Origin of the sequence: Nonomuraea sp. NPDC049152 (assembly GCF_040648355.1) — a bacterium.
Classification (GTDB): Bacteria; Actinomycetota; Actinomycetes; order Streptosporangiales; family Streptosporangiaceae; genus Nonomuraea.
This window is the reverse complement of record NZ_JBEZDO010000044.1, coordinates 1-12,646: the sequence shown is the minus strand read 5'-3', so window position 1 is coordinate 12,646 and position 12,646 is coordinate 1. Positions and strand designations below refer to the sequence as shown.

Genomic DNA, 12,646 nt, shown 5'->3' with positions numbered 1-12,646 from the left:
GAGGAACATCAATGACTACGATCAAAGGCGGGGTAGGCGACATGCCGACATTCGCCACACCAGAGCCGATCACCGCCGTCGTCTCGTTCACCGCGGCCGACATCCGCATCAGCGCGACCCAGCGCACCGACACCACCGTCGAGGTACGGCCGGCCGATCCGGCCGACGCCACCGACGTCGCAGCCGCCGAACGCGCCCGCGTCACCTACGCCGACGGCCGCCTGACGGTCAAGGACCGCTCGAGCATCCGATCCCTGCCCGGCCGCATCGCGGTGGCGGTCGAGCTGCCCAGCGGCTCGGCGCTCGACATCAGCGTCCGCGACGGGCTCCTGAACGGCCAGGGGCGCCTGGGCGCGGTACGGGCTCACCTCTCCCAGGGCAACATCGACCTCGACCACACCGGCGAGCTGCGCGTGACCACCGACGACGGCGACATCACCGTCGCCAACTCCGGCGGCCCGGCCGCCCTCACCACCGCCCACGGTCAGATCAAGGTCGGCGAGAGTACCGGCACCACAGTGATCGGCAACGGCGCCGGGAACGTCACGGTGGACCGGGCCGCAGACGCCCTGCGCGTGACCGTCGAGCAAGGCGCCGTCAAGGTCGGCGCGATAGGGCGAGGGCGCGCCGATCTGGACGTCGGCGCCGGGACGATCAACGTCGGGATCCCGGACGGCACCGCCGTACTGCTGGACGCCAAGACCACGCTCGGCAGGGTCCGCGACAACCTGGGCGACAACCCCGAGGAGTCCGGCGGCAACACCGTCGAGCTCCACGCCCACGTCGCCCGCGGCGACATCCAGCTCCACCGTGTCACCAGCGGCCGCTAGCCCGCTGCACTTCCCCTGCACGAACACTCACTTGAATGAAGGGCGATCGACCCATGACTAAGATCCTCCGCACTGCCGCCTGCCTGCTCGCCGCCGCAGTCGCCGTGACCATGAGCGCGTCGGCGGCGGTAGCCGACGACCACGCCGAAGTCCAGCAGGTAGTCGACCAAGCCGTGGCTGACGGCATGCCCGGCATCATCGCTGACGTCCGTGACGGCCACAGGTCCTGGTTCGGTACGGCAGGCGTGGCCGACACCGAGACCGGACGCAAGCGCCGCCAGCAGGACCACTTCCGGGCCGGCAGCGTCACCAAGTCGTTCTCCGCGACCGTCGTGCTGAAGCTCGCGGCCGAAGGCCGGCTGAGCCTCGACGACAAGGTGGAGAAGTGGCTGCCCGGCGTGGTGAAGGGCAACGGCCACGACGGTAGCAAGATCACCATCCGGCAGCTGCTCAACCAGACCAGCGGCATCTTCCCCTACACCTCGGATGCGGGCATGGCGGCAAAGCAGTGGACGCCCGCCTTCCTCAAGCACCGTTTCGACCGCTACCGTCCCGAGCAGCTGGTGAAGATCGCCATGGCCAACCCGGCCCCCTTCACGCCGGGCAAGGGGTGGGGCTACTCCAACACCAACTACATCCTGGCCGGGATGATCATCGAGAAGGTCACCGGCAGGTCCTACGCCGAGGAGGTCACGCGGCGCATCATCCGTCCGCTCGGCCTGAAGGGGACGTACCTGCCGGACGAAGAGACGAAGTTGCGCAAGCCGCACGTGCGGCACTACATCAAGCTCCCGGTGGGCGACCCCAATGGCAAGATCTACGACCTCACGGACATGAATGCCTCCTGGGCCGGGGCGGGCGGCGGCATCGTCTCGACCGCCGGGGATTTGCAGACCTTCTACCGGGCACTGCTGAGCGGCCGTCTGCTGCCGCCCGCGCAGCAAAAGGAGATGTTCACCGCCGTCTCCACCAAGGGCGTGCAGTGGATCGACAACACCGCCTACGGGCTCGGCGTCTTCTCTAAGACGCTGGACTGCGGAGTGACGGTCTGGGGCAACGGCGGCCGGATCCACGGCTCCTGGACCATCGCGATGGGCAGCAAGGACGGCAAGCGCATGCTCGTCTCCAACATCAACGGCGACTGGGACAACCCGCTCGACATCCTCACCAAGGAAATGGAAGCCGAGATGTGCCCGCCGAGCTCCCAGTAACCGCTCGACACCACCTGCTCATCCGGTCTCGCGAACGCGAGGCCGGATGAGCAGGTGACACCGTATGCTGCTCAGCGGCTTGAGCGCATCCAACCGAGACTGGCGAGGTGACAGCGGCTTACGCGGTGTCGGCCAGACCGAAGCCAGCCGAGAGCCTCGGCGAGCTGGCGGTGGTCGTGGGAGGTGGTTCGGTGCACGAGCAGAGCGGGTTCGGCCGTCGGGGGATTCCTTCCCGGCCGCGATCAATGGGGGCGAGCGGCGGTGACGGGGTGCTGGTAAGAACCGAGTCACGCGCCCCAAACGAGCGGCATCGTCGCAGGTGACTGCACGTGACCGGCATCCCGACCGAGATCCACAGGCCGGTGGTGCCAGGCGTTTTCACGCTCGCTCTGGGGCGCGTCATCCGCCCGCGGCGTCCTCGGCCTCCCAGCGCAGCAGGTCGCCCGGCTGGCACTTGAGTACCTCGCAGAGCGCGGCGAGCGTCGCGAAGCGCACCGCCTTAGCGCGGCCATTCTTGAGTACCGCCAGGTTGGCGGGCGTGATCCCTACGCGGTCCGCGAGGTCGCCCACAGACATCTTCCGCCTGGCCAGCATCACGTCGATGTCGACGACGATCGGCATCAGATCACCTCGTCCAACTCGGCCTGCATCTGCGCCGCTTCGACGTCGCGCGCGACGGCCTGGGCGAGCAGCATCCGCAGCACGAGCACGATGAGCGCGACCCCCAGGATGGCCAGGCCAACCCCGCCCATGATGACGGTGACGCCCGGGTCGGCCCGCTGGCCCGGCGCATTGAGGGCCGTGACCGCGAACCACAGGAGGGCAGCCGCCACGATCGCGCCGATCACGGCGTCCACGTACCGGAAGGCGGCGTGGGAGAACACGGTTCCGCGTCGCACCATCGTCACCAGCCGCCATACGCTGACCAGGGCGACCTGGACCGACACCATGCCCAGGATCGTGATCACGCGCAGCGGGGTCAGCGGGAGCGACCCGTCCTCCGGGTCGCTCCCGCTGGCCAACACCCACACCATCAATGCCTGTACGAACACGGTGCCGGCGAGCACCACCACGAGCACGGCGCGAAGCGCACGCACTGCCAGCTTTCCCATGGCCCATCCTTCCATCGAGTTACGATGAGAATTTATCGAATCTCGATAGGTGAAGCAAGGGCTGGGCCAGACCACCTAGCCCTCCGGGCCCCGGTAGCAATGGGGAATTTCCAACGGACATCCAGGTCAGAGCCCCTTGTGGGCATTGCGTCGACGCCAGAGCCGACAGGTTGCCCCGGGTGACGTCGGTGACCACCGTGATGGGCAAGCCGAGCAGGACCTCGATGGCGTCCCACCGGCTGTCAGGCAGTTGTGCGAGTGCGGCAGAGCGTTCCCGCGCGAGGTTGAGCATGGCCTCGCTGGGCCTGCCGATGGTGGCCTGCAGGAGGCCGAGCCAGTGGACCTTCTCGGCTTCCGAGAGGGGGCGTGTCTCGGTGAGGGCGGTCTCCATGACCTCCCCGGCCATCACGGCGATGCTCTGGGTGGCGTACGTGACTGCGGGCTACCGTTGCGGTTGCTGAGCCCTCTCAACCCTTCGGGTGGCTCGTGAGTTGAGGAGTGCGAACGATCATCCTTGACGGACGAGAGGAACATCCTTGAGAGTCGCGGGAATATCGGCGGGCGTGCTGCTGTGCGCGTCCGCCCTTGTGGTCGGGCCGTCGGGTCACGCTTCCACGGCCGATGCGCACGCGGAGCAGCGTGCGATCACCCTGATCACCGGCGACACGGTGCGACTGGGAGGCGGCGTCCACACCATCGAGCGCGGGCCCGGGCGGGAAGGCGTCACCTTCCTGATCGACGAGGCCGGCGGCCGGTTGCGCGTGGTGCCGAGCGACGCGGCGCCCCTGCTGAGAGAAGGGCGGCTCGACACTCGCCTGTTCGACGTGTCCGCCCTGCTGGAGTCCGGCTACGACCGCGAGCCGGAGCTGCCGTTGATCATCGTCCAGGACGCTGACGCGCGGGCCAGGACCACCATGAGCGGCTCCCGCGTCGTGCGCGACCTGCCCAGCATCGACGGCACCGCCGTACGGGCGCAGGCGAAACAGCGCACCGGATTCTGGAAGGACCTGACCCTGGCGGGCGGGGTGCGGAAGGTATGGCTCGACGGCCGGTTGAAGCCGTCACTGGAGACGAGCGTCCCGCAGGTCGGCGTGCTGGATTCCGGCGTGGACGCCGGCCATCCCGACCTCGCAGGCCGGATCGCCGGCGAGCGCAACTTCACCGACGCCCCAGAGGGCGGCGACGACCACGGCCACGGCACCCATGTACCCGCGACGATCGTGAGCGGCGGTGGCGCTTCGGCGGGCCGTCATCGCGGCGTCGCTCCAGGAGCGCAGGTGCTCGCCGCGAAGGTGTGCGCGGACTTCTGTCAGGAGTCGGCGATCATCGCCGGGATGCACTGGAGCGCCGAACAGGGCGCCAAAGTGGTGAACATGAGCCTCACCGGGGATGACCACCCCGGCCTCGACCCGCTCGAACAGGCGGTGGAGCAGCTGACCGCCCAGTACGGGACCCTGTTCGTGGTGGCGGCGGGCAACAACGGCAAGGGGACCGTCGGCTCTCCGGCCACCGCCGACGCGGCGCTGGCGGTGGGCGCGGTGGCCAGAGACGAGACCCTGGCCGCCTTCTCCAGCACCGGCCCGAGAACCGGTGACCACGGGCTCAAGCCCGACATCACCGCCCCCGGCGTGGATATCGTCGCGGCAAGGAGCAGGCTCGCGCCGGTGGGTGAGGGGTCCTACATCAGCATGTCGGGCACCTCGATGGCCACCCCGCACGTCGCAGGGGCGGCGGCGATCCTGGCCGGGCAGCACCCCGGCTGGACCCCCAGCTCAAGGCCGCGCTGATGGGCTCGGCGCGGCCGGGGGCCATCGGCGTCTTCGGCCAGGGCTCAGGCAGGGTGGACGTGGCGAGGGCGATCTCCCAGCAGGTCACGGCCGACCCGCCCAGCATCGGCTTCGGGCTGCGGGCCTGGCCGCACACCGACGACCAGCCGGTCACCAGGAAGCTCACCTACACCAACGCCGGCGCCGAACCGGTGACGCTCGACCTCGCGGTCAAGGCCGTGGACGGTGCGGGCAAGCCCATCGGCACGACGCCGTTCAGCCTGTCGGCCAAGACCGTGACGGTCCCCGCGGGAGGCACGGCCGAGGTGTCCGTGAACCGGTGGGCGCCCAGATCTTCTTCTCCCGCCGTTTCGGTGACAACCTCAGCGTGAACCGCTCACTCTGGGCGCCAGCGTTCGACCGCTTGTTCGCCGCCCAGCTCGGCGCCGACCGGGCCTACCCCGAGTTCCTCAGCAGCGTCTCCGGCGCGTGGGTGGAACCGGGACCGGACGGTGGTGTCTTCGGCAGCCCGCGCACCTACCACGCCGCCTACTTCGTCCCCCAGCGAATGGTCACCGAATTCCAGCGGACTCCCGCGCCGGACAAGTTCGCGGCGGTCAGGGTCGACTACGCGCGGCAGACCCCCGGTTCCACCGGCAGGGTGTTCGTCGCGCCGATGCCCGGCGACACGTGGATACCGACGTGGGGAGAGCAGATCGGGTTCGGCCTGCCGTTCACCCAGACCGCGTACCTCAACACCGACGACGGCGTGCGCTGGGTCCGCATGATGCAGGAGACCTCAGCCGACGGCCGCCCGCACAGGACAGAAGGCCGGCCCACCACCTACCGGGCTGGGCGCACCACCATCGAACGCTGGAACCTCGGCGTGTTCGGCCCGGCCTATGACCCCTCTCCCACCGAGCTCACCGGCCTGTCACGCACTGGGGACACGATCGACGTGCGCGTCCGTCCTCTCGGCGACCATCTGGGCAGGCCGGGTTTCGGCCCCGGCCTGAAGGTGCGGTCCGCGCTGTACCGCGACGGCACGCTCGTCACGGAGAAGCCGACACTCTACCCGTCGTTCACCGTCCCGCCTGACCGGGCGACCTACCGGGTCGAGACGCAGGCAGTGCGCGGCGAGCCATACCCGTCCACGCGGGTGAGCTCGGCCTGGACCTTCCGGTCGGAACACGTCACCGGCCCGGCGGGGGTCCGGCTGCCGGCGGCGGTGATCGGCTTCACCCCGCCGCTCAGCAGGGAGAACACCGCCCCTGGCGCGGTGCCCTACTTCGTCCCCGTCATCGTCAGGCAGACGCCGGAATCAGGCGCGGACCAGCGGCTGAAGGACCTGTCGGTCGAGGTGTCCTACGACGACGGGGCGACGTGGCGCACACCCAAGCTGGTCCGCACGCCGACCGGAGGGGTGGTACGCGTGGACAACCCGGCCTCCGGCCACGTCTCCCTGCGCGCCAAGGCGACGGACGCCTCGGGCAACACGGTCGAGCAGACGATCATCAGGGCGTACCGGACGACCGGCGGCTAAAGAGGCAGACCGGCAGGCCAAACTCACGGCAAACAGGCGCTTCGATGCGGCGGCGGATGTCGCGCTTACGGGCCTCGTCTGAGGTCATGATCGATTCCTCTCGGCGGGTGCCCACGTCACTCCGCCGGGTGCGATCATGCACAGGTCATGGGCGAAGCGAACGGAAAGTCGCTCGCGCGAGGCGGGGCCCTTGTCCTCGTTGCGACCGCCGACGTGGGCGGCGGTGGCTCGGAAGCGGGCAGGCGCGAGATCTGCCACTGGCAGAAACCGTATCCCGCCCGCCCGACAATTTGACCGCTATGGCCTCAGCGCTGGGCGTCGGGCCACGGCGCCAGGCGCGCCCGAACCGCACCTCCGCCGCCTCCCACTCATGCGGGGTCAAGCGGGCGTCCACGCCCAGGGCGCCGTCCGTCCTGAGCGCCTCGGTGAGTGCTGTCTCCGCGCCCTTCAGGCGCGCGTTTTCAGACTGCCGACCGGCGTCCAGGTGATTAGGCCCTTCTCATGCCAGGGCGGCTGCAGGACAATCCTGAAGCCGGTCGACGCGACTAGCTGGGGACAGATCTTGATTCGACACGCGACATCCGTAGCCGCCACCTGTGTTGTGATCACCGGCCTGGTCTCGGGCTGCGACCACACCAGTTGCACCCCGAATCCGATCGTCAGCGCCTACGAGGTCTATTCGCCTATCGTATTGGCTGTCCTGCCCGAGGCAGCACCGAAGACGATCCCGGGCATTGCGGTTAGTCTCGGTCTGTTCGCGGCGGACGCTCTGGCGAAATACCTCATCGACCACACGGTGCCGAAGGACAAGACATGGCTGCTGGTCGAGCAGACGCTCCAAGGGCAGCAGCAGACGAGCGTGTTCGAGCTCAACACCGATCACGAGCTCAAGGTCAGCGTGAACGGCGCGCAACTCAAGCACGTGGACCTCTACGTCACAGAGCGGCAGATCAAGGTGGTCATCCCGCCCGGCACCACGGCGAAGGTCGCCGTCACCGACGCCAAGGGCGGTAGCAGCGTCGCGGTGCGCGGCACCGTCCCCGGCGACCTGGACGGTTCCCAGGACCTGGACACCGGCAAGACCTTCCAGGCCGACCCTCCCGAGGCCCGCACGGCGGACATCCGGATCAAACGAGTAGGCATCAACATAGGCCCGGAGCTGATCAACGGGGCGACGGCCGCGGAGTTCACCGGAACCGGCCAGCCGACGCTCAGCGCATGCATGTCCACTCCCTCCACGGCCTGGACGAGCAAGTTCCAGGAATGGCACTGGCCGGGAGGAGACAAGGACCGCGCCTGGTGCATCAAGACCAACGCCGGGCACTACGGCCTCGCCGTCCCCAAAGTGACCAGCGCCTTCTGGGCCGGCCCCACCGCAGACTTTGGCGCCATCTCCTACCTGCTCTGGGCCCAGCCCGGCCTCGCCGCGGCCACTGCCACCCCCGTCCCCGAAGCGAAGAACAACAGGTGCTGACCCGGACAAGAACACGACCCGGGCAATACCGCGCATCGCTTGACCAGCATGTTCTGGGCATCTTGCTGGCCGATACGGGCTGGTCTCAAGAAAGCGGTCATGACGCAGGCGCGGAGTCCGCAGGCGCAGTCAGGTCGTCGTGATCGATGTAAGTTCTACCGGGCTGCAGAAACGCATCCCCCGCTGCCCGTCGGGGGCCGAGCGGATAGCCGACGCCCTGTTTGACGTAGTGAGACTCGCCGAACACCCAGTAATGCAGGTCATCACCGTGCCGCGCGACGTCGACGGGCATGCCCCACTCGCGCAGTTGCTGGCCCCAGGTCTGGTCCGTGCTGTACTGCCGCAGGCGTCCCTCCCGGCTGACGCCGTAGATGCAGGCTCTCGTTCTTCCTGGTCCGATGCCCTCTGGCCGGTTGCGGCAAGAGGGCATCGGACCAGTCGCGCGGGGTGGGCGGTGTGTCAGGTGGTGATGGTGGCGACGGGTTCGAGGCCGTAGGTGCGGGCGTAGCCGTTCTCGGTGCCGACGAGGAGGTCGACGACCTCGAAGTAGCGGTCCCAGAACGGGGTTTCGCGCAGTGCGTCGATGAGGAGCTGGTAGGCGTGGTGGTCTTCCGCTTCCCACACCCAGACGTCGGTGACGCGCGCGGAGTAGAACTCCGTGTCGTAGAAGCGTGACCGGACGCCGCTGGTCCTGGCCTCGATCGCGGGCAGGACCTGGGTGGTGAAGGCGTCCACACGTTCCTGGACGGTCAGGGCGAGCCACTCGGGTGTGGTCTTGACGAGCATGAACGCCGTGACCGGCGGTTCGGTTTCCTCAGCGGGCATCAGGACGCCTCCAAAGGTATAGGTGGTCTTGGTCGCTGGGCACCATGTGTTCCGGCGACGGGTGGTGGACCCTCAGGAGAGGACGGCGGGCTTGAGGGTCTGGGCGCACCACTGCTCGAAGCCGGTGGGGGAGGCGGTGTCCGGGGTGCGGGCGACGCCGGCGTCGAGGCCCTCGTCCTTGGCTCGCTTCATGTCGGTGACGCCCTGGACGAATGCCTCGTTGAGGCCGTAGCCGAGGAGGGTGGTGTACAGCTCGTCGAGCGGCTGGCGTTCGTAGCGGACGGGGCGGCCGAGCTGCGCGGTCATGATGCGGGCGAGGTCGTTGGGGGACAGGTCCTCCGGCCCGAGGACCGGGACGCTGTCGGTGCCGGTCCACGAGCGGTCCAGCAGCAGGCCGGCGGCGGCGGCCGCGATGTCGGCGACAGCGACGAGGGGGGCCTTGCGGTCGGCGTCGACGGTGTCGGTGAAGACGCCCTTGTCGCGGATCGAGTCGGACTCCTCCAGGAGGTTCTCGAAGAAGGACGGGTTGGCCAGGGCCCGGTAGGCAACACCGGTACCGGCGATGAGGTCGTCCATGGCGAGGGAGGCGGTGACCAGGCCGGCGCGGTCGGCGACCGGGGTACCGCGGCCGAGTGCCGAGACCCCGACGACATGGCCGACACCGTGGACAGCGAGCGCCTTCAGGGCGGGGCGGGTGAAGCCGCTGTAGCCGTCGTGCGGGGCCAGGGAGGCGTCAGGGGGGACGAGCCAGAAAACGGCGTCCGCACCCTCGAAGGCCCGGTCGAGGACCTCGGTGTCTGCGTGCGAGCCGGTGATCACCTCGACACGTCCGCGCGCCGCGTCCGGAAGCCGGGCGGGGTCGCGCACGATCACGCGCAGTTCCTCACCCGCGGCGGGGGCGGACTCCAGGAGCTTGGAAAGCAGGTGACGGCCGATGTTCCCGGTGGGAGCGGTAATAACGATCATGAAAACCTCGCAGGTCGTGCCGGATCGGTACGCCCCTCATCCTGCGGAGGACAGCCGTGTTGCCACAATGGGAACTTCAGCACGGAATCATTGACTGAAATGGAATGATGCTGGTGAGCAGCCCGGATCCGGTCATCGACGCCAATCTCGCCATCGCGCTGGATGCTTTGCTGGCCGAGCACAGCGTGACCCGCGCCGCCGCACGTCTGCAGACCTCGCCCGCCGCCATGAGCCGCACCCTCGCCCGCCTCCGTCGCATCCTCCAGGACCCCCTCCTGGTCCGGGCCGGACAGACCATGGTTCCCACCCCACGCGCCCAGGCCCTGCGCGAGGAAGCCGCCGCGGTGGTACGCAGCCTCGGAGCGCTGCTCAGCCCTGGCGCGAGCGTCGACCCCGCCAGCCTGCGCAGCACCTTCACTCTCCAAGCCGCCGACCTGGTCGGCGCGGTACTGGCCCCCGGACTGCTGCAACTGGCCCAGCGGGAGGCACCGGGGGTCTCGTTCCGGATCCGGGCCGAAGAACTGGAGGCCGGACCCGCCCTACGCGACGGCCGGATCGACCTGGAGATCGGATCCATCGACCACGTGGACCCCGAAACCCAGATCGAAGAACTGGTCAGCCTCCGAATGGTGGCGGCCGTCCGGCCAGGCCACCCTCTCACCGAAAAACCCCTGACCCCGGCCCGGCTCGCCGCCGCCCAGCACGTCGCGGTCAGCCGCCGCGGCCGGTTCACCGGCCCCCTCGACACCGCCCTGGCCGAGCAGAACCTCCACCGGCGGGTCAGCGTCGTCCTCCCCAGCCACCTGGCCGCGATGACCCTCGCCACCCGCAGCGACATCGTCTGCCTCGTACCTGCCGCACTCCCCGGCGCCGCCCCCTCACCCCTCACCGACGACGCCACCGCCCTCGGACTGCGCCTCCTCGACATCCCCCTGGCACTGCCACTACTGACCATCGGCATGGCCTGGCACCCCCGACACACAGCCGACGGAGCCCACCGCTGGCTCCGCAACGCCATCCGCCGAACCCTCCGCACACCCGGAAGCCCAACCACATGATCTGACCGAGGCACCGGGACAGCCACGACCAGGCGACACCGGCAAAAGTGCGGCAGCTGGTCGCCGAAGGCTGGACCATCACCGCCGACCAGCTCGGCCAGATCGCCCCCTACCTGCGCGCCCACATCAGCCGCGTCGGCGCCTACGCCACCGACGACCTGGGCCGCCAGCCGGACCCGTTTGACCCGCTGCTGAAGGAGGTGGACTTCACCAGCGTCGAGCCGGCCGCCTGACTGTCCGGGCTACGGCACGAAGGGCCGGTGTCTGGCGGTCGGCGGGCGCGGGCGGTCACAGGCCGGGGTGCCGGCCCGCCGGGCGTCGTCTACTGCCGAAGAGGCGTCGGAAGGATTGCCTTCCAACGCCTCTTCATTCTTTTCCGGCAGTTTTCAGGCGTTTGTTCGTCCTTTATCGGCGGCTGTGGCTGCTGCCATTGGCTGCGCCGTTGGCACTGCCGCCGCCATCGAGCTGGACAACGAGAGCGGATGCGGTGGCGGTGGACTTGGCCATGGTGTCGGCTCCTGCGCCGCCGCTGCTCCAAGGCCGCCAGGCCGGACCGGTCTTCCTGGGCGGCCGGCGCGGCCTCCGGCCGCCGCGATCCCTTGCGGCCGCCGTGATCGCGCCATGGCCCGCTTAATCGTGCTGTCGGCGCACCATCTCGGTGATCCAGATGGGCGCGAACGGAGACGTGCAGCCCGGGGAAGTCGGGTAGTCCTTGAGCACCTCCAGGCGCTCACCGATGTCGATTGCGCGGGCGCGGTGCTCGGCGTGCTCGATCCCGATCTGAGCCAGGCAGTGGTTCATCGCCCACTGCAGGCGATCCGGAGCGGCTTTCATCTCCGCCTCGATGACGTCGAGCAGTCCTGCGAGGTCGAGGCCCTCGGGCTTCTTCGCCACGCGTTCGGTGGTCAACGCCCAGCCGGCACTCGCGACCCCTGGATCCGGATCGGCGAACCAGGCCAGGCGTAGCTCTTCGGAGTGTGGATTCTTCTTCACCACGTAGTTCACGAGCCAGTCGTGCACCTTGGGTGTGCGCGCCTCGCGCACCATGACGTCCAACTCGTCACGCTCGAACGCCTTCGGGCGGCAGATCAGGATCGCCAGCAGTCTCGCCGCGGTGTCATCCGTCTCCCAGAGCCGGCACGCGAGTTCCTGCTGCGTCTTCAGCCGCTTCGCGAGCGCGCGCAGCTTGCTGAGGTTCACACCGTGATCGTCACCGTGCTTCTCGTTCACCTCGCGTGTCTTCGGGTCCTCGAGCTCGGCCAGCTCGGCCATCACCTCGGCCACCATCGTCTCGGTCAGCGTCGTCTCGGCCACCTCAGCCTCCTGTCCCTCACGTGCGAGACGCAGCCTACGACGGAAGTCGGCCTCCTGCCGTACACGCCGGTTCGGTGGGCCCATGCCGGGCAGCGGGATCCGCGAGGCACCGGGGATCTCGCGGGCCAGGGCCTCGGCGTGGCCGTAGGGGAGGAGCGGGTCCTCGGTGCCGTGCAGGACCAAGGTCGGTGCGGGCACGCGAGCAGGTGAGACGGCATGTCGATCAACCTGGCTTACCCTGATCTGTATGCCTCCACCGGAGGCAGCACCGGCCCCGTTACTGGAACGCCCAGCCCGACGGCGGCGGAAATCGGTCTTGTGCAGGGCAGCGGGTGGGCGGATCTGCCCCGTACGGCTGGCCATCGGCTGCACGTCGAGCGTGGGGAAACGCACGGCAAGGCCGCGGGGCAGGCGCATCAGCTCGGTCCAGGGCTCGGTGTCATGGAGATGTTCCAGAAATCGGCGTAGTGGCCGCCACGGCGCAGCAGCTCGTCGTGGCTGCCCTCCTCCACGATCCGGCCGCCGTCCAGGAAGACGACGCGGTCGG

General features: G+C 69.0%; 14 protein-coding genes. 8 read left to right on the top strand and 6 right to left on the bottom strand.

Annotated elements, in window-relative coordinates; translation table 11 throughout:
- Positions 1-11 precede the first annotated feature (11 nt).
- Together AB0B45_RS46440 and AB0B45_RS46435 are read left to right on the top strand one after the other, a co-directional pair.
- Positions 12-830 carry a DUF4097 family beta strand repeat-containing protein gene (locus AB0B45_RS46440; protein WP_358144612.1) on the top strand — a complete coding sequence of 273 codons (819 nt, stop codon included), beginning with the start codon at positions 12-14 and terminating at the stop codon, positions 828-830.
- 53 nt (positions 831-883) lie between these two features.
- Positions 884-2,041, top strand: coding sequence for a serine hydrolase domain-containing protein (locus tag AB0B45_RS46435; RefSeq protein WP_358144610.1), 1,158 nt, complete (start codon positions 884-886; stop codon positions 2,039-2,041).
- 399 nt (positions 2,042-2,440) lie between these two features.
- On the opposite strand, the gene AB0B45_RS46430 is transcribed toward AB0B45_RS46435, so the two are convergent.
- The 3 genes from AB0B45_RS46430 to AB0B45_RS46420 are packed head-to-tail and all read right to left on the bottom strand — an operon-like array spanning position 2,441 to position 3,559.
- Positions 2,441-2,662, bottom strand: a complete 222-nt coding sequence (locus AB0B45_RS46430; protein ID WP_046086987.1) for a helix-turn-helix transcriptional regulator — start codon at positions 2,660-2,662, stop codon at positions 2,441-2,443.
- Positions 2,662-3,153 carry a DUF2975 domain-containing protein gene (locus AB0B45_RS46425; protein WP_358144608.1) on the bottom strand — a complete coding sequence of 164 codons (492 nt, stop codon included), beginning with the start codon at positions 3,151-3,153 and terminating at the stop codon, positions 2,662-2,664. The genes AB0B45_RS46430 and AB0B45_RS46425 overlap by 1 nt, the downstream gene beginning before the upstream one ends.
- 19 nt (positions 3,154-3,172) lie before the next feature.
- Entirely contained in the window at positions 3,173-3,559 is a 387-nt protein-coding gene (locus AB0B45_RS46420; protein ID WP_358144606.1) for a hypothetical protein, read from the bottom strand.
- Between the two features lie 130 nt (positions 3,560-3,689).
- Between AB0B45_RS46420 and AB0B45_RS46415 the strand changes: the two genes are divergently transcribed.
- From AB0B45_RS46415 to AB0B45_RS46400, 4 genes are all read left to right on the top strand, one after another.
- Complete coding sequence (locus AB0B45_RS46415) at positions 3,690-4,940, top strand: S8 family serine peptidase (protein WP_358144604.1); 1,251 nt, start codon at positions 3,690-3,692, stop codon at positions 4,938-4,940.
- On the top strand, positions 4,940-5,311 hold the full coding sequence (locus AB0B45_RS46410) for a hypothetical protein (RefSeq protein WP_358144602.1): 372 nt from the start codon (positions 4,940-4,942) through the stop codon (positions 5,309-5,311). The genes AB0B45_RS46415 and AB0B45_RS46410 overlap by 1 nt, the downstream gene beginning before the upstream one ends.
- The gene (locus AB0B45_RS46405; RefSeq protein WP_358144601.1) at positions 5,260-6,462 is read left to right on the top strand and encodes a hypothetical protein; all 1,203 of its coding nucleotides are present in this window, start codon (positions 5,260-5,262) and stop codon (positions 6,460-6,462) included. The genes AB0B45_RS46410 and AB0B45_RS46405 overlap by 52 nt, the downstream gene beginning before the upstream one ends.
- 601 nt (positions 6,463-7,063) lie before the next feature.
- The gene (locus AB0B45_RS46400; RefSeq protein ID WP_358144600.1) at positions 7,064-7,936 is read left to right on the top strand and encodes a hypothetical protein; all 873 of its coding nucleotides are present in this window, start codon (positions 7,064-7,066) and stop codon (positions 7,934-7,936) included.
- A gap of 459 nt (positions 7,937-8,395) precedes the next feature.
- Here AB0B45_RS46400 and AB0B45_RS46395 read toward each other — a convergent pair whose 3' ends face one another.
- Together AB0B45_RS46395 and AB0B45_RS46390 are read right to left on the bottom strand one after the other, a co-directional pair.
- Positions 8,396-8,761 (bottom strand): darcynin family protein, encoded by a 366-nt coding sequence (locus tag AB0B45_RS46395; RefSeq protein WP_358144599.1) that lies wholly within the window; start codon positions 8,759-8,761, stop codon positions 8,396-8,398.
- 72 nt (positions 8,762-8,833) lie between these two features.
- Positions 8,834-9,727 (bottom strand): NAD(P)H-binding protein, encoded by an 894-nt coding sequence (locus AB0B45_RS46390; RefSeq protein ID WP_358144598.1) that lies wholly within the window; start codon positions 9,725-9,727, stop codon positions 8,834-8,836.
- Between the two features lie 113 nt (positions 9,728-9,840).
- Here AB0B45_RS46390 and AB0B45_RS46385 point away from each other — a divergent pair, with 113 nt between their 5' ends.
- Both AB0B45_RS46385 and AB0B45_RS46380 read left to right on the top strand, forming a co-directional pair.
- On the top strand, positions 9,841-10,785 hold the full coding sequence (locus tag AB0B45_RS46385; RefSeq protein ID WP_358144597.1) for a LysR family transcriptional regulator: 945 nt from the start codon (positions 9,841-9,843) through the stop codon (positions 10,783-10,785).
- A gap of 47 nt (positions 10,786-10,832) precedes the next feature.
- Positions 10,833-11,018, top strand: coding sequence for a hypothetical protein (locus AB0B45_RS46380; RefSeq protein WP_358144596.1), 186 nt, complete (start codon positions 10,833-10,835; stop codon positions 11,016-11,018).
- Between the two features lie 397 nt (positions 11,019-11,415).
- On the opposite strand, the gene AB0B45_RS46375 is transcribed toward AB0B45_RS46380, so the two are convergent.
- Complete coding sequence (locus AB0B45_RS46375) at positions 11,416-12,516, bottom strand: DNA alkylation repair protein (protein ID WP_358144595.1); 1,101 nt, start codon at positions 12,514-12,516, stop codon at positions 11,416-11,418.
- Between the last annotated feature and the right edge of the window lie 130 nt (positions 12,517-12,646).